Origin of the sequence: Micromonospora sp. C28SCA-DRY-2 (genome assembly GCF_030519475.1) — a bacterium.
Classification (GTDB): Bacteria; Actinomycetota; Actinomycetes; order Mycobacteriales; family Micromonosporaceae; genus Micromonospora.
Genome location: NZ_JAUMKD010000002.1, coordinates 1,111,101 through 1,136,372 on the forward strand (window position 1 = coordinate 1,111,101; position 25,272 = coordinate 1,136,372).

18 protein-coding genes and 1 pseudogene are annotated in these 25,272 nt (G+C 73.0%); 15 read left to right on the forward strand and 4 right to left on the reverse strand.

Annotated elements, in window-relative coordinates; all coding sequences use genetic code 11:
- Positions 1 to 86: 86 nt before the first annotated feature.
- On the reverse strand, positions 87 to 857 hold the full coding sequence (locus tag Q3W71_RS13635; RefSeq protein WP_088996160.1) for an ROK family protein: 771 nt from the start codon (positions 855 to 857) through the stop codon (positions 87 to 89).
- A gap of 173 nt (positions 858 to 1,030) precedes the next feature.
- On the opposite strand from Q3W71_RS13635, the gene Q3W71_RS13640 reads away from it, so the two are divergent.
- From Q3W71_RS13640 to Q3W71_RS13650, 3 genes and pseudogenes are all read left to right on the forward strand, one after another.
- On the forward strand, positions 1,031 to 2,668 hold the full coding sequence (locus Q3W71_RS13640) for an ABC-F family ATP-binding cassette domain-containing protein (RefSeq protein WP_302919611.1): 1,638 nt from the start codon (positions 1,031 to 1,033) through the stop codon (positions 2,666 to 2,668).
- A 38-nt stretch (positions 2,669 to 2,706) separates the two neighbouring features.
- Positions 2,707 to 2,952, forward strand: a pseudogene (locus tag Q3W71_RS13645) (hypothetical protein); the annotation flags it as partial.
- 407 nt (positions 2,953 to 3,359) lie between these two features.
- The gene (locus tag Q3W71_RS13650; RefSeq protein WP_302919612.1) at positions 3,360 to 4,085 is read left to right on the forward strand and encodes a methyltransferase domain-containing protein; all 726 of its coding nucleotides are present in this window, start codon (positions 3,360 to 3,362) and stop codon (positions 4,083 to 4,085) included.
- A 131-nt stretch (positions 4,086 to 4,216) separates the two neighbouring features.
- On the opposite strand, the gene Q3W71_RS13655 is transcribed toward Q3W71_RS13650, so the two are convergent.
- Positions 4,217 to 5,224, reverse strand: coding sequence for a LacI family DNA-binding transcriptional regulator (locus tag Q3W71_RS13655; RefSeq protein ID WP_302919613.1), 1,008 nt, complete (start codon positions 5,222 to 5,224; stop codon positions 4,217 to 4,219).
- A gap of 148 nt (positions 5,225 to 5,372) precedes the next feature.
- Here Q3W71_RS13655 and Q3W71_RS13660 point away from each other — a divergent pair, with 148 nt between their 5' ends.
- The 9 genes from Q3W71_RS13660 to Q3W71_RS13700 all read left to right on the forward strand — a co-directional run bounded on the left by Q3W71_RS13660 (position 5,373) and on the right by Q3W71_RS13700 (position 15,887).
- A complete protein-coding gene (locus tag Q3W71_RS13660) occupies positions 5,373 to 6,887 on the forward strand; it encodes an alpha-N-arabinofuranosidase (RefSeq protein ID WP_302919614.1) in 1,515 nt (504 codons plus the stop codon).
- 60 nt (positions 6,888 to 6,947) lie between these two features.
- Positions 6,948 to 8,273: an ABC transporter substrate-binding protein gene (locus Q3W71_RS13665; protein WP_302919615.1), complete on the forward strand. Its 1,326-nt coding sequence runs from the start codon at positions 6,948 to 6,950 to the stop codon at positions 8,271 to 8,273.
- 6 nt (positions 8,274 to 8,279) lie between these two features.
- Entirely contained in the window at positions 8,280 to 9,245 is a 966-nt protein-coding gene (locus Q3W71_RS13670; RefSeq protein WP_302919616.1) for a carbohydrate ABC transporter permease, read from the forward strand.
- Between the two features lie 10 nt (positions 9,246 to 9,255).
- The gene (locus Q3W71_RS13675; protein ID WP_302919617.1) at positions 9,256 to 10,137 is read left to right on the forward strand and encodes a carbohydrate ABC transporter permease; all 882 of its coding nucleotides are present in this window, start codon (positions 9,256 to 9,258) and stop codon (positions 10,135 to 10,137) included.
- Positions 10,134 to 11,147, forward strand: a complete 1,014-nt coding sequence (locus Q3W71_RS13680; RefSeq protein ID WP_302919618.1) for a glycoside hydrolase family 43 protein — start codon at positions 10,134 to 10,136, stop codon at positions 11,145 to 11,147. Before Q3W71_RS13675 ends, Q3W71_RS13680 begins: the two co-directional genes overlap by 4 nt.
- 658 nt (positions 11,148 to 11,805) lie before the next feature.
- The gene (locus Q3W71_RS13685; RefSeq protein ID WP_302919619.1) at positions 11,806 to 12,147 is read left to right on the forward strand and encodes a PadR family transcriptional regulator; all 342 of its coding nucleotides are present in this window, start codon (positions 11,806 to 11,808) and stop codon (positions 12,145 to 12,147) included.
- Entirely contained in the window at positions 12,144 to 13,094 is a 951-nt protein-coding gene (locus tag Q3W71_RS13690; protein WP_302919620.1) for a permease prefix domain 1-containing protein, read from the forward strand. The genes Q3W71_RS13685 and Q3W71_RS13690 overlap by 4 nt, the downstream gene beginning before the upstream one ends.
- 416 nt (positions 13,095 to 13,510) lie before the next feature.
- Positions 13,511 to 15,172, forward strand: coding sequence for a glycoside hydrolase family 10 protein (locus tag Q3W71_RS13695; protein ID WP_302919621.1), 1,662 nt, complete (start codon positions 13,511 to 13,513; stop codon positions 15,170 to 15,172).
- A gap of 175 nt (positions 15,173 to 15,347) precedes the next feature.
- Positions 15,348 to 15,887 (forward strand): phospholipase, encoded by a 540-nt coding sequence (locus Q3W71_RS13700; protein ID WP_302919622.1) that lies wholly within the window; start codon positions 15,348 to 15,350, stop codon positions 15,885 to 15,887.
- A 108-nt stretch (positions 15,888 to 15,995) separates the two neighbouring features.
- Here Q3W71_RS13700 and Q3W71_RS13705 read toward each other — a convergent pair whose 3' ends face one another.
- On the reverse strand, positions 15,996 to 18,839 hold the full coding sequence (locus tag Q3W71_RS13705) for an adenylate/guanylate cyclase domain-containing protein (protein WP_302919623.1): 2,844 nt from the start codon (positions 18,837 to 18,839) through the stop codon (positions 15,996 to 15,998).
- Between the two features lie 142 nt (positions 18,840 to 18,981).
- Positions 18,982 to 19,206 (reverse strand): zinc ribbon domain-containing protein, encoded by a 225-nt coding sequence (locus tag Q3W71_RS13710; protein ID WP_302919624.1) that lies wholly within the window; start codon positions 19,204 to 19,206, stop codon positions 18,982 to 18,984.
- Between the two features lie 38 nt (positions 19,207 to 19,244).
- On the opposite strand from Q3W71_RS13710, the gene Q3W71_RS13715 reads away from it, so the two are divergent.
- The 3 genes from Q3W71_RS13715 (at position 19,245) to Q3W71_RS13725 (ending at position 25,261) form a co-directional block, all read left to right on the forward strand.
- On the forward strand, positions 19,245 to 20,804 hold the full coding sequence (locus tag Q3W71_RS13715) for a lytic transglycosylase domain-containing protein (protein WP_302919625.1): 1,560 nt from the start codon (positions 19,245 to 19,247) through the stop codon (positions 20,802 to 20,804).
- Positions 20,805 to 20,877: 73 nt separating this feature from the next.
- On the forward strand, positions 20,878 to 21,894 hold the full coding sequence (locus Q3W71_RS13720) for a GNAT family N-acetyltransferase (RefSeq protein WP_302919696.1): 1,017 nt from the start codon (positions 20,878 to 20,880) through the stop codon (positions 21,892 to 21,894).
- Between the two features lie 94 nt (positions 21,895 to 21,988).
- On the forward strand, positions 21,989 to 25,261 hold the full coding sequence (locus Q3W71_RS13725; protein WP_302919626.1) for a lamin tail domain-containing protein: 3,273 nt from the start codon (positions 21,989 to 21,991) through the stop codon (positions 25,259 to 25,261).
- The last annotated feature ends 11 nt before the right edge of the window (positions 25,262 to 25,272 follow it).

Genomic DNA, 25,272 nt, shown 5'->3' on the forward strand with positions numbered 1-25,272 from the left:
ACCCACCCCCTCGTGTCACGCCGCCACTCCTCCGACGCTGGCACAACACCGGCCGTACCGCGACTGTTCCCCGACGGGCCCGGGCCTCAGGCGGTGGCGTCGTGCCGGCCGGCGGCCAGCTCCCAGGCGCGGACGCCGCCGACGATGCCGGCGCTGTTGGGCACCACCACCACGTCGTCGCCCATCCGGGCCAGCTGCTCGGGCCGGATCAGCCGGGAGTTGCCGCCGCCGAGGTAGAGCCGGTCCCAGCGGAACACCGGGCGCAGCCCGTCCACCACCTGCCGGATCCGCCGCGACCAGAACGCGTCGCCGAGCCGGCGCCGCTCCGGCTCCCCCACGTACGTGTCGTAGGTGGTGCCCCAGCGCACCGGGGCGTGCGACAGCTCCAGGTGCGGGGCGAGCACCCCGCCGTCGAAGAGCGCGCTGCCCAGCCCGGTGCCCAGGGTCAGCACCAGCTCGCAGCCGGTCCCGGCGACCACCCCGGCGCCGTGCACCTCGGCGTCGTTGAGCACCAGCGCGGGCACCCCGAACGCCTCGGCGAGAGCGGTCCGCGCGTCGTACCCGGACCACTCGGCGAGCAGTTCGGGCAGGACCTTGCTGCGCGGGCCGGACCGGGTGACGTAGTGCGGGGTGGCCACCACCACCCCGTGCCGGATCATGCCGGGCATCCCGACGGTCAGCCGGTCCGCCGCGGGCAGCCGGGCGCCCAGGCCGAGCAGCGTCTTCACGAAGAGCGCGGGCGGCAGCGGGTACGGCGTGGGCACCCGCAGCGGCCGTGCCCGCATCGTCCCCGCCTCGTCGAGGACGGACGCCTTGATCCCGCCGCCCCCACAGTCGATCGCCAGAGTGGTCACCACGCCGAGCAGTGTGCCCGCTCCACCCCGGATCTCCGCACTGATCTTGCACTTTGTGCCCGCGATATGCGGCTTTCCGGCCGACATGCCCGGGCACGAACTGCAAGATCGCCGAGTGGAGTGGGCGGGAAAGCCGGGGGTGGGAGGGGGGCGGGGCGGGGTAGGGTGGCGGGCTGATGAGCGCGACGATGATCGTCAAGGGGCTGGCCGCGGGGCACGGGGACCGGGCGCTGTTCTCGGGGTTGGACCTGGTGGTCGCGCCCGGGGACGTGGTCGGCCTGGTCGGGGTGAACGGGGCCGGCAAGTCGACGCTGCTGCGTACCCTCGCCGGATTGCTGCCGGTGGAGGCCGGCAGCGTGACGCTCAGCCCGCCCACCGCGACCGTCGGGCACCTGCCGCAGGAGCCGGAGCGCCGCGCCGGCGAGACGGTCCGGGGCTTCCTGGCCCGGCGCACCGGGGTGGCCGACGCGCAGGTCGCCCTCGACGCGGCGACCGAGGCGCTCAGCGCGGGCACCCCCGGCGCCGACGACACGTACGCCGAGGCGCTGGAGCGCTGGCTCGCCCTCGGCGGCGCCGACCTGGACGAGCGGGCCGAGCAGGTGGCCGCCGAGCTCGGCCTCGCGGTCGACCTGGAGCACCCGATGACCGGGCTTTCCGGCGGCCAGGCGGCCCGGGCCGGGCTGGCATCGCTGCTGCTCAGCCGCTACGACGTCTTCCTCCTCGACGAGCCGACCAACGACCTGGACCTGGCCGGGCTGGAGCGGCTGGAGCAGTTCGTCACCGGGCTGCGGGCCGGCACCGTGCTGGTCAGCCACGACCGGGAGTTCCTCACCCGTACGGTGACCCGGGTGCTGGAGCTGGACCTGGCCCAGCAGCAGGTCAACCACTTCGGCGGCGGCTACGCGGCCTACCTGGAGGAGCGCGAGGTGGCCCGCCGGCACGCCCGGGCCGACTTCGAGGAGTACGCCGAGACCCGGGCGACGCTGGAGGCGCGGGCCCGGACCCAGCGGGCCTGGATGGAGAAGGGCGTCAAGAACGCCCGGCGCAAGGCCACCGACAACGACAAGATCGGCCGGAAGTTCCGGGCCGAGGCGACCGAGAAGCAGGCCGCGAAGGCCAAGCAGACCGAGCGGCTGATCGAGCGGCTGGAGGTGGTCGAGGAGCCGCGCAAGGAGTGGGAGCTGCGGATGGAGATCGCCGCCGCGCCCCGCGCCGGCGCCGTCGTGGCCACGCTCCGCGACGCGGTGGTACGCCGGGGCAGCTTCACCCTCGGGCCGGTGAACCTCCAGATCGACTGGGCCGACCGGGTGGCGGTGACCGGGGCGAACGGCTCCGGCAAGTCCACCCTGCTGGCCGCCCTGCTCGGCCGGCTGCCACTGGACTCCGGGCAGGCCAGCCTCGGCCCCGGCGTGGTGGTCGGCGAGGTGGACCAGGCCCGTGGGCTGTTCCTCGGCGACGCGCCGCTGATCGACGCGTTCCGGGCCGCCGTACCGGAGCTGTCGCCGGCGGACGCGCGGACCCTGCTGGCCAAGTTCGGCCTGCGCGCGCAGCACGTGCTCCGCCCGGCGGCCACCCTCTCGCCCGGCGAGCGGACCCGGGCGGCGCTGGCGCTGTTGCAGGGCCGCGGGGTCAACCTGCTGGTGCTGGACGAGCCGACCAACCACCTCGACCTGCCCGCCATCGAACAGCTTGAGTCCGCGCTGGCCAGCTACCCCGGCACGCTGCTGCTGGTGACCCACGACCGGCGGATGCTCGCCGCGGTGGCGACCAACCGGCGGCTGCGGGTGGACGCGGGACGGATCGCCGAGGATTGATCCGTGCCGGCCGGCCGCCGCGGGGCGAGAATGACCCCATGCTCAAGTGGGAGTACGCGCTGCTGGTTCGGCGACGCCAGGCCGCCACCAACGACATCGGCTGGGAAGTGGTCTTCGTCTGGTACGGCCCGGACGGCTCCATGGTCGACGTGACGCCCTACGGCGACACCGCGCTGGCCCACCTGAACCGGGCCGGTGACCAGGGCTGGGAGCTGGTCGCGATGAGCGAGGACCCGTCCCTGCCCGGCAACAACGAGCTGCACCGCTACCACCTCAAGCGGCCGAAGCCGGCCGCCCCGCCGCCCCGGCAGCGGATGCGCGTCGGCGGTCGGCAACGCCGCACCGTCACCGGCTGACCCTCGCCGCGCCAGCCTCCGCCGCAGCACGCCAGCCGCCGTCCCAGCGCGCCAGCCGCCGTCCCAGCGCGCCAGCCTCCGCCGCAGCACGCCAGCCGCCGTCCCAGCGCGCCAGCCGCCGTCCCAGCGCGCCAGCCGCCGTCCCAGCGCGCCAGCCTCCGCCGCAGCACGCCAGCCGCCGGGTTCCGGTTCCATCGGCCCGGCCTCGGTTGGCCTCTGCCGTCCGCCTCGGACCGCGCGTGGCCCGCCGGCCGCCCCCATCCCGGACTGGTCGCGGAGCGGCGGCCAGGCATACCGGACGGAGATGCGGGTAACGGGCGGCCGGAGGTGGGCCGATGGTCGCGATGGCACAGACTCCGCCCTCGGCCGAGCGGCTGCGGGCGGTCGACGGTTTCCTCGCCGAGGCGTGGGCGGAGCAGGTCCGGCACGATGTCCGGCTGCGGGACCTGGCGGTCGAGGTGCGCTTCGACCGCGGGGTGGCGCATCTCAGCGGCGAGGTCGCCGAGCCGGCCCAGTTGCGCCTGGTCCGGGACCTGGTCGGTCGGCTGGCCGGGGTGTTCGCCGTCTGGTGTCGGGTGCGGGTCGGTGGCCGCGACCCGGTGGTGGTCGACCTCGGCTGCGGCGCCACCAAGCAGTGGCCGGGCAACCTGGGGCTGGACATCTACCCGGCACGTGGGGTGGACGCGGTGGCCGACCTCTCCGGCTCGCTGCCGCTGGCCGACGACTCGGTGGACGTGTTCTTCGCGGTGCACATCCTGGAGCACCTGATCGACTTCCTGCCGCTGGTGGACGAGTGCCACCGGGTGCTCCGGCCGGGCGGCGTGCTGCACGTGATGAGCCCGTGGTGGGGGCACGTGAACGCGGTCGCCGATCCGACCCACGTCCGGCTGCTCGACGTACAGACGATCAAGGGGATCTGCCTCCAGCGCCCACCGGGCACCCCGCGCTGGTACCCGCTGCACGCCGGCTGCGACGGCGCCTCCATCTTCGCCGACCTCACCCCCCCCCCTCCCCCGACGCCGACCCCCCACCCCACCCACCTCTCCCGCTTCTTCGCCTAACCCCCCACCCCCACCCCCACCCCCACCCATCCCCCGCACGGGTTGATCATGAAGTTAGCGGCGCTTTCGAGGATCGAAACGCCGCCTTCGCTATGATCAACAGGGAGTCGGGGTGGGGAGGAAAGGAGGGGTTAGGGAGCCGAGGTGGATTCTCGGGGGGTCAGGTGGTAGGGGGCGGAGAGTTCCTGGGGTGGGGCGGTGGGGTCGGCGTCCAGGCGGTTGGCCAGGAGTTCGACCGCCAGGCGGGCGATGCGTTCCTTGTCCGGCGCGATGGTGCTGAGGGTGGGGATGGAGAACCGGCCGTCCTCGATGTCGTCGAAGCCGGCCACCGCGACGTCCTCGGGCACCCGCAGGCCGGCCTCGTGCAGGGCGCGCAGGGCGCCGAGCGCCAGCGTGTCGTTGAAGCAGAAGACCGCGTCGGGGCGTACGCCGGAGGCCAGCAGGCCGCGCATCGCGGCCGCGCCGTCGGCGCGGTGCCAGGCCGGCGCGGGCGCCACCAGGCGCTCGTCGTAGTCGATGCCGGCGTCGGCGAGCGCGGCGGTGTAGCCGGCGAGCCGGAGCCGGGCGCTGGCGCCCTCCGGGGTGCGCTGCGAGCCGATGGCGGCGATCCGGCGCCGGCCGAGCCCGATCAGGTGGGCGGTCATCTCCCGGGCCGCGGCCACGTTGTCGATCACCACGTGGTCGGCGGGGCCGTGGTCGACCCGCTCGCCGAGCAGCACCATCGGGGTGCCGTCCAGGCCGGCGAGATCCTCGGCGGCGAGCGCCAGCGGGCTGAAGATCAGGCCGTCGATCAGGTGGTCGGTGATCCCCGAGGCGACCACCCGTTCCTGCTCGCGGCCGCCGCCGGTCTGGTCGATCAGCACCGTCCAGCCCAGCTCGGCGGCGGCGGTGACCACGTGCCGGGCCAGTTCGGCGAAGTACGGGATGTCCAGCTCCGGCACCGCCAGCGCGATCACGCCGGTACGCCCCTTGCGCAGGTTGCGGGCGGAGAGGTTGGGCCGGTAGTTCAGCTCGGCGATGGCCTCCTCGACCCGGGCCCGGGTGTCCGGCCGCACGTGCACGTAGCCGTTGACGACGTTCGAGACAGTCTTCACCGACACGCCGGCCCGCTCCGCGACGTCCTTGAGCCTGTGCCGCACTGACTTCCTCCCCGAGTTGCTGACCGCACTTTACCGTGTCACGACCGCATTACAGCCCCTTTACAACGTTGCTTACAACGTTGTAGAAACCAGGGACACCCGGTGACCGCGGTCACTGGGAACCGGCAACAGGAAAGGTGGCACCCCCTTGCGGACCGCGCAGCTCACCATCGACCCGGCCTTCGCGATCGGACCGGCCGACCGGCGTCTCTTCGGCTCGTTCGTAGAGCACATGGGTCGGTGCGTCTACGGCGGGGTCTACGAGCCCGGGCACCCGACCGCGGACCCGCGCGGACTGCGCGGCGACGTGCTGGAGCTGACCCGCGAACTGGGCGTCTCCGTGGTCCGCTACCCGGGCGGCAACTTCGTCTCCGGCTACCGCTGGGAGGACGGCATCGGCCCGGTCGGCGACCGGCCGCGCCGCCTCGACCTGGCCTGGAAGACCATCGAGACCAACGCCTTCGGCCTGGACGAGTTCATGACCTGGGCCGCCGCGGCCGGCGTCGAGCCGATGATGGCGGTCAACCTGGGCACCCGCGGCGTGCAGGAGGCGTGCGACCTGCTGGAGTACGCCAACCACCCGGGCGGCACCCAGCTGTCCGACCTGCGCCGCAAGCACGGCGCCGAGGAGCCGTACGGGGTGCGGCTCTGGTGCCTCGGCAACGAGCTGGACGGCCCGTGGCAGGTCGGCCACAAGACGGCCGACGAGTACGGCCGGCTGGCCGCCGAGACCGCCCGGGCGATGAAGATGATCGACCCGTCGATCAGCCTGGTCGCCTGCGGCAGCTCCAACCGGACCATGCCGACCTTCGCCTCCTGGGAGGCGACCGTGCTGGAACACACCTACGAGCACGTCGACTACATCTCCGCGCACACCTACTACGACCCGTCCGACGGCGACCGGGCGAGCATCCTCGCCTCCGCCGTCGACATGGACCACTTCATCCGCGAGGTGGTGGCCACCGCCGACCACGTGGCCGCCAAGCAGCGGCACACCCGCAAGCTCAAGATCTCCTTCGACGAGTGGAACGTCTGGTACCAGTCCCGCCTCCAGGCCGACCTGGACCGGCGCGGCTGGGTGGAGGCCCCCGCGCTGATCGAGGACGACTTCACAGCTGTCGACGCGGTGGTGGTCGGCGACCTGCTGATCACCCTGCTCCGGCACGCCGACCGGGTCGGCGTGGCCTGCCAGGCGCAGTTGGCCAACGTGATCGCCCCGATCCGCACCCGGACCGGCGGGCCGGCCTGGCGGCAGAGCATCTTCCACCCGTTCGCGCTGACCGCCCGCTACGCCCGGGGCACCGTGCTGCGCACCGAGCCGGTCTCCCCCCACTACGAGACCAAGCGGTACGGCGACGTCCCGGTGCTGGACACCGTCGCGGTGCGGGACGAGGAGACCGGCGAGCTGACGGTCTTCGCCGTCAACCGGGACGACACGGACCTGGAACTCCAGCTCGACCTGCGCGGCCTGGCAGGACTGTCCGCTTCATCCCACCTGAGCCTCGCCGCCGGGGACGACCCGACGGCGACGAACACCGAGGCCGAGCCCGACCGGGTGACGCCCCGGCAGCTGAACACCCCCACCATCGACGGCGGCCGGTGCTCCGTGCGCCTGCCGGCCGTCTCCTGGAACGTGCTGCGTTTCGCCCCTGCCGGCACCTGACGCCGGACCGGCCCTGACCAGGCACAATTTCACCCCGTCCCCCAAGGAGAGATACCAGCCATGATGCAGAACGACATGAGCCGGCGGCGGCTGCTCGGCCTCGGGCTCGGGCTCGGCGCCGCGGCCACGCTCACGCTGGCCGGCTGCGGCGGCGGCGACGAGTCCGGCCCGGCGGCGGGCAACGGTGGCAAGGACTACACCGGCCCGAAGGTGGACCTGAAGCTGTGGAACGGCTTCACCGGCGGCGACGGCGACATCTTCAAGACGCTGGTGAACCAGTTCAACAGCGAGCACCAGAACATCGCCGTGTCGATCGCCACCTACCAGTGGGACGACTACTACAACAAGCTGCCCGGCGCCGCCTCCAGCGGCAACGGCCCGGACATCGCGGTCATGCACATGGACCAGCTCGCCACCTTCGCCGCGCGCGGCGTGATCACCGAGCTGGACGACGTGGCCAAGACCCTGGAGCTCTCCGAGGGCGACTTCGCCCCCACCGTCTGGCAGGGCGGCCTCTACAACAACAAGCGGTACGGCATCCCGCTGGACATGCACCCGCTCGGCTTCTACTACAACAAGGCGGTCATGCAGAAGGCCGGCCTGGACCCGAACAAGCCGCCGACCACCAAGGACGACTACACCGCCGCGCTGACCGAGCTGAAGAAGTCGGGCGTGCAGGGCTTCTGGGTCAGCCCGTTCCAGTTCACCGGCGGCATGACCTTCTACTCGCTGGTGCACCAGTGGGGCGGCAGCGTGTTCGACGCCGAGGCCACCAAGGCGGTCTTCAACTCCGACCAGGCCGTCGAGGCGTGCACCTGGCTGGTCGACCTGATCAAGCAGGGCCACTCCCCGGCCAACGTCGGCCAGGACGCCGACTACCTGGCCTTCAAGAGCGGCAAGAACGCCTTCAACTGGAACGGCATCTGGCAGATCAACGACCTGAAGAAGAGCCCGGAGATCCAGTGGGGCGTGGCGCCCCTGCCGCAGATCGGCAGCCAGCCGGCGGCCTGGGCCAACTCGCACAACTTCACCATCGTCAAGCAGCGGGCCAACGACGCCAACAAGGTCTCCGCGGCGAAGGTCTTCATCAACTGGCTCAGCCAGCACTCCCTCGACTGGGCCAAGGGCGGCCAGGTGCCGGCCCGCAAGACGGTCCGGGACAGCGCCGAGTTCAAGGCGCTCACCGAGGTCAACGCGCTCGCCCCGGAGCTGGAGTACGCGGCCTTCCCGCCGGCGGCCCCGGGCCTCGGCGAGGTCATGACCACCTTCTACAACTCCTTCAACGAGGCCGCGCTGGGCAAGAAGTCGCCCAAGCAGGCGCTGGACGACGGTGCGGCCAAGGCGAACAAGCAGCTCGAGGACAACCGCAAGAAGTACGGGAGCTGATCACCCGTGGCGGACGTGCTCGAGGTCGGGGCGGCGCGTGGTGACGCGCCGCCCCCGGCGGCCGGCACCGCCCGCCGGGGCGCCTCGGCGCGCCGGACCGGGCGGCTGACGCCGTACCTCTTCCTCGCCCCGTACCTGGTGCTGTTCGGGGTCTTCGGCCTGCTGCCGATCCTGCTCGGCGTCTGGCTCAGCGTGCACCAGTGGGACTTCCAGCTGCCCAACCGGCCCTTCGTCGGGCTGGACAACTACCAGGAGCTGTTCTCCAGCGACTCGGCCGTCTACGGCGACTGGTGGCAGAGCGTACGGGCCACGGCCATCTTCACCGTGTTCTCGGTGCCGCTGCTGGTGGTGGTCCCGCTGGGGCTGGCGCTGCTGCTGAACCGCTCGTTCCCCGGCCGGACCTTCTTCCGGGCGATCTACTTCGCGCCGTACGTGCTGGGTGTGGCGGTGATCGGCCTGCTCTGGCGGTTCCTGCTGGACGCCAACCTGGGTCTGGTCAACCGGCTGCTCGGCGCGGTCGGCCTGCCCGCGGACACCCCGTGGGTGACCGACGTGCCGTGGGCCTGGGTGTCGCTGGTCGGGGTCACCGTCTGGTGGACCTCCGGCTTCAACGCGGTGATCTACCTGGCCGGCCTCCAGGACATCCCGGCCGAGCTGTACGAGGCGGCGAAGGTGGACGGCGCGAGCGCCTGGGAACGGTTCCGGCACGTCACCCTCCCCGGGCTGCGTCCGGTGCTGCTCTTCGTGATCACCACGACCGTGCTCGCCTCGGCGAACGTGTTCGGCCAGTCGTTCCTCATCACGCAGGGCGCGCCCGGCACCGAGACCCGCACGGTGGTGTGGTTCATCGTCGAGGAGGGGCTGCGGGACAACGACGCCGGTCGGGCCGCCGCGATGAGCATCGTGTTCGCCCTGATGCTGGCGGTGGTGAGCATCGCCAACTTCCGCCTCTTCCGCTACCGGGAAGACTGAGGGGACCGCCATGACGACACCCACGCGCACCGCCGTCGACCGGCGCGCCGGTGCCACGCGCGCCCCGGGCACCGGGCTGCGCCGCGCCGCGCTCTACGCCACCCTGGTGGCGCTCGCCCTGGTCTTCCTGACCCCGCTGGTCTGGATGGTCATCACCTCGCTGAAGACCTACGCCGGCGCCCAGCAGATCCCGCCCACCTGGCTGCCCGATCCGGTCTCCGGGTACGGCTACGAGCAGATCGTTAACAACTCGGCGAACCCGGTGCTGCGCTGGTTCCTCAACAGCATGCTGGCCGCCACCCTGCACGCGCTGCTGGTGCTGGTGACCGCCTCGATGGCCGCGTACGCCCTGGCCCGGATGCGGTTCCGCGGCCGCGGGGTGACCTTCGCGCTGATCGTCGGGACGCTGTTCATCCCGCCGACCTCGCTGATCATCCCGAACTTCCTGATCGTCGACACGCTGGACTGGATCGACACCCTCACGGTGGTGATCGTGCCGGGCGCGGCCAGCGCGTTCGGGGTGTTCTTCCTGCGGCAGTTCTTCCTCTCCCTGCCCCGGGAGCTGGAGGAGGCCGCGGTGCTGGACGGCGCCAACCAGTGGCAGATCTTCCTCCGGGTGGTGCTGCCGCTGTCCAAGCCGGCGCTGGCCACCCTGGCGGTGCTGTCGTTCCTGACCAACTGGAACGACTTCCTCTGGCCGATCTTCGTGCTGTTCAGCCCCGAGATGCTCACCCTGCCGCCGGGCCTGGGCCTGCTCCAGGGCGCCTACGTGACCGACTACCCGGTGATCATGGCGGGTGCGGTGCTGGCCAGCGTGCCGGTGCTGATCCTCTTCGTGTTCGCCCAGCGGCACATCATCCAGGGTGTCTCCCGCAGCGGTCTGAAGGGATGATCGCCCGAGGGCGCGGCGCGGCGGCGGTCCTCGCCGCCGCGCTGCTCGCCGCCGGCTGCGGCGGCGCCGACGACCCGAACCCCACGAGCACCGGGAGCGACCCGAGCATGTTCACCAACCCGGTCGTACGCACCGACGCGCCCGACCCGCAGGCGATCCGGGTGGGCGACACCTGGTACCTGTTCCACACCAACGCCGGCGGCCGGAACGTCCCGGTGCTCAGCTCGCCCGACCTGGTGGACTGGACTCCGGTCGGCGACGCCCTGCCCGACCTGCCCGGCTGGGCCGACGCCGGGAAGACCTGGGCCCCGGAGGCGATCCAACTCGCGCCGGACCGGTTCCTGCTCTACTACACGGTGGCCGGGCGCGAGTCGGGCCGGCAGTGCGTCGGGCGGGCGGTCGCCAGTACGCCGCAGGGGCCGTACCGGGACGACTCGACCGGGCCGCTGATCTGCCAGGCGGAGCAGGGCGGCTCGATCGACGCGAGCCCGTTCCGGGACACCGACGGCAGCCTGTGGCTGCTCTGGAAGAACGACGGCAACGCCATCGGGGTGGACACCTGGCTCTGGTCGCAGCGCCTGTCGGACGACGGGCTGCGCCTGGTCGGCGAGCCGACGAAGCTGCTCAAGCAGACCGAGCCGTGGGAGGGCAACCTGATCGAGGGCCCGTTCTTCCACCGCCAGGACGGCCGGCTGTACCTCTTCTTCGCCGCCAACGCCTACGACCGCGCCGAGTACGCCGAGGGCTACGCGGTCTGCGAGTCGCCCACCGGCCCGTGCGTGAAGGCCCCGGAGAACCCGATCCTGAAGTCGAACGAGGTGGCCTCCGGCCCCGGGCACGCCTCGATGGTGGTCAAGGACGGCCGCACCTGGCTGCTCTACCACGCCTGGCCGCCCGGCCAGGAGGGCAGCACCGACCCCGGCCGCCAGGTCTGGCTCGACGAGATCACCTGGCAGGACGGCAAACCCCGGGTCAACGGCCCCACCGCCGAGCCCCAGCAGAAGCCCTGACCAGGACCCCGCGAGGCCGGAGCAGCCAGCAGGCGGAGCAGCAGAAGCCCTGACCGAGGTCCCCGCGAAGGCAGGACTCAGCAGGCAGAGCGGTCAGCGGAGAAAGTCGACAGCGCGGCACCCGACCCGATCGGGCGCCGCGCTGTCGCGTACGCCAGGGAAAGCGTGACCGACCAGCGGCGGGGCGACCACCGAGGGGTTTCGGGGAGCCCGGCCCGCGGAGCGATCAAGCCAGACCGCATGGCTTCCGGTTTGTGACCGGCACATTGACAGCCTCCACGGCGCCACTCAGACGTTCAACGACCCCTTCGTGATGCTGACCGCCATCCACGCCGTCGAGGACGTCTTCCCCGCCGTGCTAGGCACAGCGGCGAACAGCGGCACCACCTCAACCGGGCACTTGACCAGCACCGCTGCCATTCCGCTGCTCTCGAAGCGCGGCCGGCGCGGGTCGCCAGCATGTGGCCTGTCGCGGCGGGGCGGAGCGGTCAGTCGCGCCCGGTGGGATCGGATGGCGGACAGGCTCACGCCGTCGGCGTCTGGAGCTGCAACCCGCCACGTGGGCTCGGCACATGTTCCCCGTCGGTCACACCATGAGTGATCAGCACGACGATATGGTGGTGGACAACAGTGTGTGTCACACAGTATCGTGTGATGCATGGTGAGCGATGAGATCCTGCGGACCCACCTCCAGGAATTGCGCCGGGGCACGGTCGTGGTGGCGAGCCTCGTCGCCCTGCGCCGACCCGACTACGGCTACGCGCTGCTGCAACGCCTCACGGACCACGGCTTCCCGGTCGACGCCAACACGCTCTACCCGCTGCTGCGGCGGCTGGAGGAGCAGGGGCTGCTGACCAGCGAGTGGAACACCGAGGAGAGCCGGCCGCGCAAGTTCTACCGGACCAGCCCGGAGGGCGAGTCGGTGCTCGACCGACTCCTCACCGACCTGACCGCCGTACAGACCTCTCTGACCCAACTGATCGAAGGAGCCGACCGATGACCACCCTGACCGACCGCTACCTCGCCGCGACCCTGCGCTCGGTGCCGGTCGCGCGCCGCGAGGAGATCGCCACCGAACTGCGCGGCTCGATCGAGGACATGATCGACGGCCGCACGGCCGGCGGGCAGGACGCCACCACAGCGGAGCGGGAGGTCCTCACCGAACTGGGCGACCCGGCACAGCTGGCCGCCCGCTACTCCGACCGCCGGTTGCAGCTCATCGGCCCGACCTACTACCTGGCCTGGGAGCGGCTGCTGAAGCTGCTGCTCAGCTTCGTACCGGCCACGGTCGGCATCCTGGTCGGGCTGCTCGCGGCCGCCGACGGCGACAACCCCGGCGGGGCGATCGGCGAGGGCGTCGCCACGGCTCTCTCGGTGGCGCTGCACATCGCCTTCTGGGTCACCCTGGTCTTCGCGGTACTGGAACGCACCAAAACCCCACTACACCTGCCCCGCTGGAGCGTCGACCAACTCCCCGAAGGCCCGGTCGACCGGCAGATCACCCTGACCGACACCGCCGCCTCGATCGGCTTCCTGACGCTGTTCATCGCCTACCTGCCGGTACAGCACTTCCGGTCGTTCGTCCCCACCGACGGTGAGAAGAACCTACCGATCCTCGACCCGGCGCTGTGGAGCTTCTGGCTGCCGTTCCTGATCACCGTGCTGGTCGCCACCGTGGGGCTGGAGATCGCCAAGTACCGCACCGGCCGATGGACCTGGCCGCTGGTCACGGTCAACGCCGCGCTCAACCTGGCCTTCGCAGTGCCGGTGATCTGGCTGATGTCCACCGACCGGCTGCTCAACCCCGACCTCGTGAACCGCTTCGAGTGGCTCAACCAGGGCGACAACCTGAACACCGTGGCCACCGTGGTGGTCGCCGGCACGGCGCTGGTCGCGCTCTGGGACACCGTCGACAGCGCCATCAAGGCGTACCGCGCCCAGCGCTGACCCGCACGAACATCGCGGCCCGGCACCCAGTGGGGTGCCGGGCCGCGGCCGTCGCTCCGGCGGGGTCAGCGGCTGACCGCGATCTCCCGCTCAACCCGGGACAACTTCTCCGGATTGCGGACGGCGTAGAGCCCGCTGATGAGACCGTCGTCGGCACCCAGAGCGGATCCCGCCAACCGCCATCCTTCGGGTCAATCCGGTCAGCACGTTGGGTGCGCCCCCGATCACGAGGCGAAACGTGACGCCGAGGGGCGGAGCGCCGCCTATCCGACGGACGGACCGAACCGGCCCGGACCCCTTGCGCGCGGCACTCCTGGTGTGAAAATTTCCTACCAGCGGTAGATAGCCGACGGCGAATCTTGCCGAGGGCGCCGCGATGAAACCTGCCACGGGATTCCCACGAAGGGACACACCGCATGAAGGCAACTCGGCTCGGAGCCGCCGGGCTGGCCGCGGCACTGCTCGGCGCGCTCGTCGCCGGCACCCCCGCGCACGCCACCGAAGCGGCGGCGACCGACGTCTCTGCCACCACCACCTGCGTCACCGACCCGGCCACGCCGAAGCGGCAGTTCCGGGCCATGTGGATCGCGTCCGTCACGAACATCGACTGGCCCACCAAGGCGTCCTGGACCGCGCCGGACCAGATCGCCGCCCAGAAGGCGGAATACCTGGGCTGGCTGGACCTGGCCGAGCGGCTGAACCACAACGCCGTCGTGGTCCAGGTGCGCCCGACCGCCGACGCGTTCTGGCCGTCCCCGCACGAGCCCTGGTCGGAGTACCTGACCGGGGTGCGCGGCAAGGACCCGGGCTGGGACCCGCTGGCCTTCGTGGTGGCGGAGGCGCACAAGCGCAACCTGGAGTTCCACGCCTGGTTCAACCCGTACCGGGTCTCCATGCCGGCCCCGAGCGGCGCCGGCGCGGACATCAACCAGCTCGCCCCGAACCACCCGGCGCGGCAGCACCCGGAGTGGACCTTCGCGTACCCGCCGGCCGGCGTCGCCGGCAGCCGGCTCTACTACAACCCCGGCGTCCCGGAGGTCCGCGAGTTCGTGCAGACCGCGATGATGGACGCGGTCAAGCGGTACGACATCGACGGCGTGCACTTCGACGACTACTTCTACCCGTACCCGAGCGGCACCCACCAGGTGCCCGACGACGCGACGTTCGCGGCGTACAACCGTGGCTTCACCAACAAGGCCGACTGGCGGCGGGACAACATCAACCTGCTCATCCAGGAGATGAACGCCAAGATCAAGGCCGAGAAGCCGTGGGTGAAGTTCGGCGTCAGCCCGTTCGGCATCTGGCGCAACGCCTCCGCCGACCCGCTCGGCTCGGACACCACCGGCAGCCAGTCGTACGACATCATCTCCGCGGACACCCGCAAGTGGGTCAAGGAGGAGTGGATCGACTACGTGGTGCCGCAGCTGTACTGGTACATCGGCCAGTACCCGGCCGCCGACTACGCCCGGCTGGTGCCGTGGTGGGCGGAGACCGTCCGCGGCACGAAGGTGCAGCTCTACATCGGACAGGCCGACTACAAGAGCGGCGACCCGGTCTACGGCTCGTTCTGGATGAACCCGCAGGAGCTGTCGAACCACCTGACGCTGAACCGGTCGCACCCGGAGGTGCTGGGTAACGTGCACTTCTCGGCGGTCCAGGTCCGGGCGAACCGGCTCGGCGCCACCGACATCTACGCCGCCGAGCACTACTCCCGCCCGGCGCTGATCCCGACCATGTCGCACCTGCCGGCCAAGCCCCTGCTCATGCCGGTGGTCACCGGGTCGGCCCGGGAGGACGCCGGGGTCCGGCTGCGCTGGCGGCAGCCGGCCGACGGGATGGGCCCGCTCGGCACCGCCACCTCGTACGCGATCTACCGCTTCGACGGCTACGACCTGGCCGGGAAGTGCGACGTCGCCGACGCCGCGCACCTGGTGGACACCGTCCGGGCCACCCCCGGCGCTGTGCAGTCCTGGGTGGACACCACCGCCGAGCCCGGCAAGCGCTACACGTACTACGTGACCGCGCTCGACCGGCTGGCGAACGAGAGCCCGCTCAGCCCGCCGCACTTCGTGCGCTGACCCACCGACCGAATGCCCCGGGCGTCACCGACGCCCGGGGCATTCGTCTGTTTCAACTCATGTCACCAATAGTTCACAGCGATACAAGATCCGGGGCGGACGACTCATCGACACTAATCGACACCCGGTAACCCGCCGGTAACAAGAGTTCCGCACACCCTCGCGGAGGTCCGCCATGCCCCGTCGCCTCGCCACGCTCCTCGCCTCGGGCGCGCTCGGTCTGCTGGTCGTGCTCGGCATCGCCAGCCCGGCCGCCGCCGTCACGCCGCAGCAGAAGCTCTCCGTGCTGTCCAGCTGGACCCAGACCAGCGCCACCAGTTACAACTCCTGGAACGCCGCCCGGCTGGACAAGAACGCCTGGGCCGACTACGCGTTCGACTGGTCCACCGACTACTGCTCGTCCAGCCCGGACAACCCGCTCGGGTTCACCTTCAACCTGTCCTGCTACCGGCACGACTTCGGGTACCGCAACTACAAGGCGATGGGCCAGTTCCCGGCCAACAAGTCCCGGCTGGACAGCGCCTTCTACGAGGACCTGAAGCGGGTCTGCGCCCGGTACAACTCGGTCGTCCGGCCCGCCTGCTACAGCCTGGCCTGGACGTACTACCAGGCGGTCAGCATCTTCGGCTCGGTCGCCGCCGTCCAGCAGGCCGACATCGACCGCGCCGCCCGGATGAAGGCCGACGCCGAACGCCGCGCCGCCGCCCGCTCCTGACGCCCGGTGACGTCTCGTTGAGCGAGGGGTTCGCGCCCGGATCCCGCCGGAATCCGACGCGAGCCCCTTGCTCGACCACGTCATGGCCGGGCCCGGGGGCAGGCGGGGTCAGGCGTGTTCGGTGTGCGGGGTGGGATGGCGGTGCGGGTCGGTGGCGGGGCGACGGGGAGCCGGGGTCGGGGTGCCGGTGGTGAACCGGGTCGAGTCGGCCGCCAGGTCGGGGTGCTCCACGCCGAGCGCGAGCGCCGCCGCCTCCTCCAGGCCCAGCTCGGCCCCCTCGCCGTACGCGTCGTCGAAGGCCGCGTCGCCCAGTTCCCCGCGCAGCTGCGCCTGCCGCTCCGCCCAGTACGGCCCGTAGATGCCCGGGGTGGCGCGGAGGTTGGCCCGGGTCGCCTGGGCCGCGCCGAAGAGCCGGGCGGCGGTCAGCGGCTCGCCGCCGGCCGCGCAGCGCACGGCCACCGCGTTCAGGGTGTCGCAGGCCCGGCCGTGGAAGCCGTGGCTCATCCGGGACCGGAGCGCCACCAGCAGGTGCTCGTGCGCGGCGATCAGGTCACCCCGGGCCAGGGCGACCATGCCGAGCAGCATGTCCACCGAGCGGCGGCCCCGCTCCACCGGGCGGGCCGCCTCGACCGGGCGGGCGGCGCCGAGCAGTTCCGCCGCCTCGTCCAGCGCGCCCCGCCGCCAGAGCAGCTCGGCCAGCCCGAACACGGCGAACAGCGCGTCGCCCAGCACGTCCTGGCCGTGCGCCCACTCGATGACCTCCCGGCAGACCCGCTCGGCCTCGGCGAACTGCCCCATGTCGACCAGCGGGGCGGCCCGGCCGGCGAGCACCCGGGCCAGCAGGCCGGCGTCCCCGGCCTGCCGGGCCGCCGCCTCGGCCCGCTGCGAGAAGCGCAGCTCCTCGGCGAACTCGCCGTCCGCGCCGGCGTGCAGCGAGTGCATGTGGTAGGCCGCCGCCAGCTCCTCCTCCGGGATCGCCTCGCCGGTCTCCGCGATCCGGCCGTAGAGCCGGAACAGCCAGAGCCGCCCCTCCCGGGCCAGGCCCCGCTCCCGCCACCACTGGTCCAGCCCACCGGCCAGCCGCAGGCCGGCCCGGGCGCTGCCGCCGGTGGCGCACCAGCGCAGCGCGGCGCGCAGCTCGCCGGCGAGCGGGTCGAGGGCGTAGAGGGAGAGGGTGACCGGCCGGCCGTCCGGGCCGAGGTGGGCCCGCTCCAGCGCGTGCGTCGACCAGGCCACGTGCCGGTCCCGGGCGGCCTGCTCCTCACCGGCCTCGGCCAGCCGGCGTGCCGCGTACGCCCGGATCGGGTCGAGCATCCGGTAGGTGCTGCCCGAGGCGCGCGGCTCGGCCAGCACCATCGACTTGTCCACCAGCACCGAGAGCGGGTCGAGCGGGTCGTCGCCGAGCAGCCACTCCACGGTGGCCAGGTCCACCGGGCCGGCGAAGACCGCCAGCCAGCGCAGCAGCCGGGCCGCCCGCGGCCCCAGCGTCCGGTAGGACCAGGTGACCGTGGCCTGCATGGTGAGGTGCCGCTCGGTGGCCGAGCGCTGCACCGCCCGGCTGGCCGGGGTCGGCGGCGTGGCGCCGGCCGCCGCCGCGACCAGGTCCACCGTGTCCTGCTGGTTGCCCGTCCAGCCACGCTCTACCGGGGGCGGCTCCGGGTCGTCCCGGCCGGCGTCGAGGGTGCCGAGCACGTCGTCGAGGCGCTCGGCGAGCTGCCCGACCGAGAGCACCCGCAGCCGCGCGGCGGCCAGTTCGATGGCGAGCGGCAACCCGTCCAACCGCTGCACCACCCGGCGCAGGTCGGCCGACTCGGCCGGGTCCGGCTGCCGGCCGCCGCGGGCCGCCGCCGTCCGGTCCAGCAGCAGCGCGACCGCGTCGCTCTCCGCGCCGTCTACCGGCGGGTCGACCGAGAGCGGCGGGATCCGCCAGACCACCTCGCCGGGCAGCCCGAAGGACTCCCGGCTGGTCGCCAGCACCCGCACGCCCACGCCCCCGGCGAGCAGCCGGGAGATCACGTCGGCCGAGGCGGCCGGCTGGGCGTCGCAGGTGTCCAGCACGACCAGCATCCGGCGGGCGGCGGCGTACTCGACAAGGGTCTCCACCATGGGCCGGCCGGGTTCGGGGCGCAGCCCGAGCACGGCGGCGATCGCGAACGCCACCAGCCCCGGGTCGGTGACGGTGGCGATGTCGACGAACCAGACCCCGTCCGGGTAGGTCTCCACCAGGTCGGTGGCGAGTTCCACCGCGAGCCGGGTCTTGCCCGCCCCGCCGGCACCCAGCACGGTGACCAGGCGGTGGTCCTCGACCAGCCGGCGCAGCTCGGCCCGCTCGGCCTGCCGGCCGACGAACGAGGTGACCTGGGTGGGCAGGTTGTGCGCCACCGCGTCAGCGGTACGCGGCCGCGGGAACTGCCGCTCCAGGCCCGGGGCCACCAACTGGAACAACCGCTCCCGGTCGTCGAAGCCGCGCAACCGGTGCAGCCCGAGGTCGAGCAGGGAGGCGCCGGTCGGCAGCGGGTCGGCGTGCCGGGCGGTGGCGGCCGAGCAGAGCACCTGACCGCCGTGCGCGGCGGCGGCGACCCGGGCCGCCCGGTGCACCTCGGGGCTGGCGTACTCGCCGTCGCGCGGCTCGGCCCAGCCGGTGTGCAGCCCCATCCGCACCCGGGGGGTGGCCTCCGCGGTGGGCCACTCGTGGTCGGCCAGCGCGCGCTGCGCGGTCAGGCACGCGGTGAGCGCCGCGGTGGCGTCGCCGAACGCCAGGAAGAAGGAATCGCCCTCGGTCAGCAGCTCCGCGCCCTCGGTCGCGGCGATCGTCCGGCGCAGCAGCCGGCGATGCTCGCGCAGCACCGGGCGGTAGTCCGGACCGAGCAGCTGGGCCAGCCGGGTCGAGCCTTCGATGTCGGTGAAGACGAAGGTCACCCACCCGGTCGGGAGGTGGATCCGTGGCGACATGCGTGGAACCTCCGCCCGTGACGTCGGGTTCATGCTGCCTGATACCGAGCCGTCACGCATCGTGAGAACGGCCGGGCAGGTTCCGACCCAAGGTGCCACTGGACCTCGACGCGGGCAAGCGCCACGGCCCGAGCGGACGGAATCAGCAGCCGCAGGCACCACCGCAGCAGCCACCGCCGCCACCCGCGGCGGGCCCGCCGCCGGGCGCGCCGGCGCCGCCCCGACCGGTCACCGCGACCGTCGAGAGCAGCTTGACCGTGTCGTCGTGCCCCTGCGGGCAGGAGGCCGGCTCGCCGGCCCGGATCATCGGACGGTTGACCTCGAAGGTGTCGCCGCAGGCGCGGCAACGGAACTCGTACCGGGGCATGGCACCAGGGTACGACCGGACCTGACTCTGGACGGGACATGGGTGATACTCGACGGGTGGTGGACGGCGAGGACAGATCGACCCATCGACCCCTGCGCCCGGCCGCGCCGCTCGACGGGCCGCTCGCCGGCTCGGGAGCCGCGCCGGACGAGCCGGCGACCCGGCTGCCCCGCCCGCGTCGTCCGTGGCTGAGATCCGCGGCCCCGGCCGACGCCCCGGCTGCGGCCGCCCCCGTGAAGCCGGGCGAGACGCAGGCCGGCGGGCGTGACACCGCCCCGCCCGCCGACGACCGGCCGGCGGCCGCCACCGACGGGCCGGACACCGGCGCCGCCGGCGACCCGGCCACCGCTGCCGGGCCGAAGCCGACCGACCGCGCGGACGCGGCCACCACGGTGGACGGTGGCGCGGACCCCACCGCCGCCCGGCCGGGCGACTCCGACGCCAGCACCGCTCGGCCGGACGGCCGCCCGGACACGGCCGCGACCAGGCCGGACGGCAGCGCCGACAGCGCCGCCACGGCGGACGGCGGCACGGACACCACCGCTACCAAGCCGGGCGACAACGCGGACGGCAGCAGCGCCGCCGCCCAGCCGGGCGAGGGCACCGCCAGGTCCGGTGACGGCGCGGGCACGTCCGAGGGCACCGGGGGCGGCGCGACGACGGGGCGGCCGGCGGGAGCCCGGCGGCGCCGGGTGCCGTTCGCGCACGCCGTACGGCAGCCGCCGCACCGGATGGCGCTGACCGCCGCCCGGGCCACCCGGGACTGGTCGCGGCGCTCCAGCGGCCGGCTCACCCTGCCCGGGGTGTTCCTGCTCGCCCTGGTGCTGGCGACCGCCGCGGCCGGCGCCCTGGTGGTGCCCGCGACGGTCCGCGCGCCCCGTCCGGTGGCCGCCGACGACAGCGCCACCGCCACCCCGCCACCCGCGCAGCCGGGACTGCCCGGCGGCACGCCGCTGCCCACCGGGACGCTGCCGCCGGGCGGCACGCTGCCCACCGGGCCGGCGGTGGGAGCGGTGGCCACCGGCCGGCCGGCCGACGCGCTCGCCGCCTGGGCCCAGCAGGTCGGCCCGAAGGTCGGCATCTCGCCGGTCGCCATGCAGGCGTACGGCTACGCCGAGCTGGTGCTCGCCGAGACCAACCGCAGCTGCGGCCTGAGCTGGACCACGCTCGCCGCGATCGGGTTCGTCGAGTCCGGGCACGGCCAGGCCAACAACGCCAAGCTCGGCCCGGACGGCCGGGCGCTGCCCGAGATCATCGGGCTGCCGCTGGACGGGCAGGGCGGCCGGATGCGGATCGTCGACACCGACCGGGGCCAGTTGGACCGGGACACCACCTACGACCGGGCCATCGGGCCGATGCAGTTCATCCCGACCACCTGGCAGGAGATCGGCGCCGACGCGGACAACGACGGCCGCAAGGACCCGCACGACCTGGACGACGCCGCCCTGGCCGCCGGCAACTACCTCTGCAAGGGCGGCCGGAACCTCACCATCCCGGGCGACTGGTGGAACGCGATCCTGTCGTACAACGACGTCCGCCGCTACGCCCAGGACGTCTTCGACACCGCCAACCGCTACGGGCAGGCCAGCCGTACGTGAAGTGATCGTCCGCATACATTTGGAGAACTGGACACTTCCTTCGGGCAGCCGTTAGCGGCAAGCTAGACGGGTGATGGTGCGCGAGTGGGACCCCAGGACCGCGTCGTCCGCCGAGATCGCGTCGCTGCTGGACACGCTGAACGCGGTCCTCGCGGCCGATCTGCCGCAGGATCCGCCGTGGCGGGAGAGTTCCCTGCGTGAATACCTCTCCGAGGTGATGCCCGGCGAACGGCGCATCTCCTGGGTCGCCCAGGCCGAGCCGGGCGGCAACGGGGCGCCGGGGGCCATCCTGGGCCAGGTGCAGGTGCTGCTGCTCGGTGACATCGGCGTGCTGGAGGTGCTGGTGCACCCGTCGGTCCGGCGTTCCGGGCTGGGCCGTGACCTGGTGCGCGTCGCCGCCCGCCGGGTCTACCAGGAGGGCTTCCAGTCGATCGGGGTCGAGGTGGTGGGCGACACCCCGGCGGTGGCGTTCTACGAGGCGCTCGGCTTCACCCGGGAGTACGTCGAGACCCGCAGCGTGCTCGACCTGTCCACGGTGGACTGGGCCGAGCTGGCCGAGATGGCCACCGGCGTCGGCGCGGGCTACCACCTCGAGTTCTGCCCGGGCGGGCCGCCGGACGACCTGATCGAGGCGTACGCGCGGGCCAAGGCCGAGGTGCGCGACGTCGACGACGGCGAACTGCGCCCCAGCTCGTACGACCCGGAGCGGCTCCGGGACAGCCTGGACTGCCTGCACCGGCGCGGCATGAAGCCGTACATCGTGCTGGCCCTGCACGAGCAGAGCGGCGAGGTGGCCGGCCTGACCGAGGTGGTGGTGCCGGCGCAGCACCCCACCCGCGCCGACCAGTACGACACCATCGTGGTGCAGGACCACCGGGGCTACGGGATCGACCGCGCGATCAAGGCGCGGATGCTGCTGGAGCTGCGCTCCGCCGAGCCGGAGCTGGCCGAGGTGCAGACCTGGAACGCGCAGGCCAACGAGGCGATGCTCAAGGTCAACGCGGAACTGGGCTACCGTCCCGACCGCGACTGGTGCGAATACAGTGTCGACGTCGCCGACCTGGTGCACCGTCTCGACGCCGCGCGCTGACCGGAATTCACGAAACAGTCCGCCGGGGGATGGACGCTGGACAGCGACGCCCCTTAACGTGCGTTAGTTCCCGTCCACCCATCGTGGAGGCCCCATGCGCCCGCGCCGCACCTTCGCCGCGCTCGCGACAGCTGCCGCCGTCACCGCCACGGCCGTCGGCGTCGCACCCACCGCGGCCAGCGCCGCGCCCACCGACCTGTTCATCTCCGAGTACGTCGAGGGCTCGTCCAACAACAAGGCGATCGAGCTCTACAACGGCACCGGCGCCGCCATCGACCTGGCCGCCGGCGGATACCAGCTCCAGCTCTACTTCAACGGCTCCACCACGCCGACGAACATCCCGCTGACCGGCAGCGTGCCGGCCGGTGACGTCTTCGTCCTCGCCCACGCCTCCGCCGCGGCGGCGATCCTCGCCCAGGCCGACCAGACCACCACCACCGGGCTGTACAACGGGGACGACGCCGTCGTGCTGAGCCGCGGCGGCACCGTGCTCGACTCGCTCGGCCAGGTCGGCGTCGACCCGGGCGCCGAGTGGGGCAGCGGCCTGACCAGCACCGCCGACAACACCCTGCGCCGGCTGGCGAACGTCACCGCCGGCGACACCGACCCGGCCGACGCCTTCGACCCGGCCGCCCAGTGGGCCGGCTTCGCCACCGACACGTTCGACGGGCTCGGCGGGCACTCCGGGGGCGGCGGCCCGGTCGACGCACCGGCCACCCTGACCTGCGGCGGGGCGCTGGTCACCCCGGCCGGCACCGCGGCGACCCGCGAGGTCACCGCGACCGACACCGACGACCGGATCGTCGACCTGGCGGTCACCTCGGTCACCCCGACCCCGACCGCCGGCTCGATCAGCCGCACCGCGGTCACCCCGGCCGACGCGGTCGGCGGCACCGCCCGGGCCACCGTCACGGCGAGCGCGGACCTGGCCGCCGGGGCGTACACCGTCGTGCTGACCGCCACCGACGCCGACGGCGGCTCCGCCACCTGCACGCTCTCCGTGCAGGTCACCCGGGAGCTGACGGTCGGCGAGGTGCAGGGCCCGACCACCGACGGCGAGTCCGGCCCGACCGACCGGTCCCCGTACGCGCCGGCCAGCGGCAACGGCACCAGCAGCGCCCTCCACGACGTGCGCGGCGTGATCACCCAGCTGACCCTGGCCCGGGACTCCGCCGGGCGCGACCAGCACGGCTTCTTCCTGCAGAGCCGGGCCGACGCCGCCGACGGCGACCCGACCAGCTCCGACGGCATCTTCGTGTTCATGGGCTCGTTCACCTCGCTGATCGGCGGCTACGTGCCGACCGTGGGCGACGAGGTGGTGCTCCGCGCCCGGGTGTCGGAGTACTTCAGCATGACCCAGCTCTCCAGCGCCTCGCTGGTACGCCGGATCGCCACCGGGGTCGACGTGGACACCGCCGTCGAGGTCACCGACGCGGTGCCCCCGGCCGACCTGGCCGCCGCGGGCCGGTTCTGGGAGCGGCACGAGGGCGCCCGGCTACGGGTGCGCGCCGGCAGCGGCGCGGTCAGCGGGCGGGACGTCTTCGCCTCCACCGCCGACGCCGAGCTCTGGGTGGTCGACCGGGACGACCCGCTGCTCGACCGTGCCGACCCGTACGCCCGCCGGGTGTTCCGCGACGCCCACCCGCTGGACAACGACCCCGCCCGCCGCTTCGACGACGGCAACGGCCAGCGGATCATGCTCGGCAGCATGGGCGTGAAGGGCAGCACCGGGGACAGCGGCGCGCTGCTGCCGCCGGCGCACACCTTCGACACGCTCGGCGCCGACGCGGTGGGCGGCCTCTACTACTCCTTCGAGAAGTACGGCGTGCAGGTCGAGCGGGCCGAGTTCGCCGGCGGCACCGACCCGTCGACGAACCACCCGCCGCAGCCGGCCAACCGGTCGGAGGAGGTCGCCGTCGCGACCTACAACGTGGAGAACCTGTACGACTTCCGGGACGACCCGTTCGACGGCTGCGACTTCGCCGGCAACGCCGGCTGCGCCGGGGTGAGCCCGCCGTTCGACTACGTGCCCGCCAGCGAGCAGGAGTACCGCGACCAGCTCGCCGCGCTCGCCGACCAGATCACCACCGACCTGCACAGCCCGGACCTGATCCTGGTGCAGGAGGCCGAGGACCAGGACATCTGCGCGGTGGCCGGCGGGCAGCTCGCCTGCGGCGGCACGAACAACGCCGACGGCGCGCCGGACAGCCTGCAGGACCTGGCGCTGACCATCGCGGCGGCCGGCGGTCCCGCCTACGCCGCCGCGTACGACCGGACGGGCGCGGACGCCCGGGGCATCACCGCCGCCTTCCTCTACCGCACCGACCGGGTGGCGCTGGCCGAGGCCACCGCCACCGACCCGCTGCTGGGCTCGGCGCCGACCGTGCGGTACCGCGCGCCGGGGCTGGCCAGCAACGCGGACGTGCAGAACCCGAAGGCGCTCAACGCGGTGCTGCCGGCCGACGTGGACACCTCCACCGGGCGGGACGGCAACAACGTCTTCACCCGCGCCCCGCAGCTCGGCAAGTTCACCGTGGCCGCGGCGCCGGGTTCGACCGAGCGGTTCACCCTCTGGGCGGCCAGCAACCACTACTCGTCCGGCCCGGACAGCCGGGTCGGGCAGCGCCGGGAGCAGGCCGCGTACGGGGCCGCCATCGTCACCGCGATCGAGGCGGCGGACCCGAACGCCCGGGTGGTGTACGGCGGGGACCTGAACGTCTTCCCCCGCCCGGACGACCCGATCGCCACCGCTGACCGGCCGACCCCGTCGGACCAGCTCGCCCCGCTCTACGACGCGGGCCTGCGCAACCTCTGGGAGGACCTGCTCGCCGAGGCGCCGTCGTCGGCCTACTCGTACAGCTTCGAGGGGCAGGCGCAGACGCTGGACCACCTCTTCGTCAACGAGGCGCTGCACCGGGACCTGGTGCAGATGCGGGCCGCGCACATCAACGCCGACTGGCCGGCGGCGCACCCCGGTGACGGCACCCGCGGCTCCAGCGACCACGACCCGCAGGTGGCCCGGTTCCGCTCCCGGGCCGCGCTGAGCGTCGGGAACGTCGCGGTGGCCGAGGGCGACAAGGGCACCACCCCGCTCACCTTCACCGTGACCGTCTCCCGGCCGCTCTCCGAGCCGGTGCTGCTCTGCGCCGCGACCATCGGCCTCACCGCCCGGTCCGGCCAGGACTACGACCCGTACGTCGGCTGCCGCACGCTGGCCGCCGGGCAGACCTCGCTGGCCTTCCCGGTGACCGTACGCGGCGACCGGAAGGCGGAGCCGGACGAGAAGCTCACCCTGGTGGTGGGCGGCGTGCCGGGGCTGCGGCTGGCCGACCCGGTCGCCACCGGCACCATCTCGAACGACGACTGACCCACCCGCAC

Coding starts and splice junctions, on each gene's coding strand:
- Q3W71_RS13720 (WP_302919696.1), top strand. CDS start 20,878: ATGGTGCGCGAGTGGGACCCCAGGACCGCGTCGTCCGCCGAGATCGCG.
- Q3W71_RS13665 (WP_302919615.1), top strand. CDS start 6,948: ATGATGCAGAACGACATGAGCCGGCGGCGGCTGCTCGGCCTCGGGCTC.
- Q3W71_RS13725 (WP_302919626.1), top strand. CDS start 21,989: ATGCGCCCGCGCCGCACCTTCGCCGCGCTCGCGACAGCTGCCGCCGTC.
- Q3W71_RS13710 (WP_302919624.1), bottom strand. CDS start 19,206: ATGCCCCGGTACGAGTTCCGTTGCCGCGCCTGCGGCGACACCTTCGAG.
- Q3W71_RS13690 (WP_302919620.1), top strand. CDS start 12,144: ATGACCACCCTGACCGACCGCTACCTCGCCGCGACCCTGCGCTCGGTG.
- Q3W71_RS13705 (WP_302919623.1), bottom strand. CDS start 18,839: ATGTCGCCACGGATCCACCTCCCGACCGGGTGGGTGACCTTCGTCTTC.
- Q3W71_RS13695 (WP_302919621.1), top strand. CDS start 13,511: ATGAAGGCAACTCGGCTCGGAGCCGCCGGGCTGGCCGCGGCACTGCTC.
- Q3W71_RS13640 (WP_302919611.1), top strand. CDS start 1,031: ATGAGCGCGACGATGATCGTCAAGGGGCTGGCCGCGGGGCACGGGGAC.
- Q3W71_RS13700 (WP_302919622.1), top strand. CDS start 15,348: ATGCCCCGTCGCCTCGCCACGCTCCTCGCCTCGGGCGCGCTCGGTCTG.
- Q3W71_RS13650 (WP_302919612.1), top strand. CDS start 3,360: ATGGTCGCGATGGCACAGACTCCGCCCTCGGCCGAGCGGCTGCGGGCG.
- Q3W71_RS13685 (WP_302919619.1), top strand. CDS start 11,806: ATGGTGAGCGATGAGATCCTGCGGACCCACCTCCAGGAATTGCGCCGG.
- Q3W71_RS13675 (WP_302919617.1), top strand. CDS start 9,256: ATGACGACACCCACGCGCACCGCCGTCGACCGGCGCGCCGGTGCCACG.
- Q3W71_RS13680 (WP_302919618.1), top strand. CDS start 10,134: ATGATCGCCCGAGGGCGCGGCGCGGCGGCGGTCCTCGCCGCCGCGCTG.
- Q3W71_RS13715 (WP_302919625.1), top strand. CDS start 19,245: ATGGGTGATACTCGACGGGTGGTGGACGGCGAGGACAGATCGACCCAT.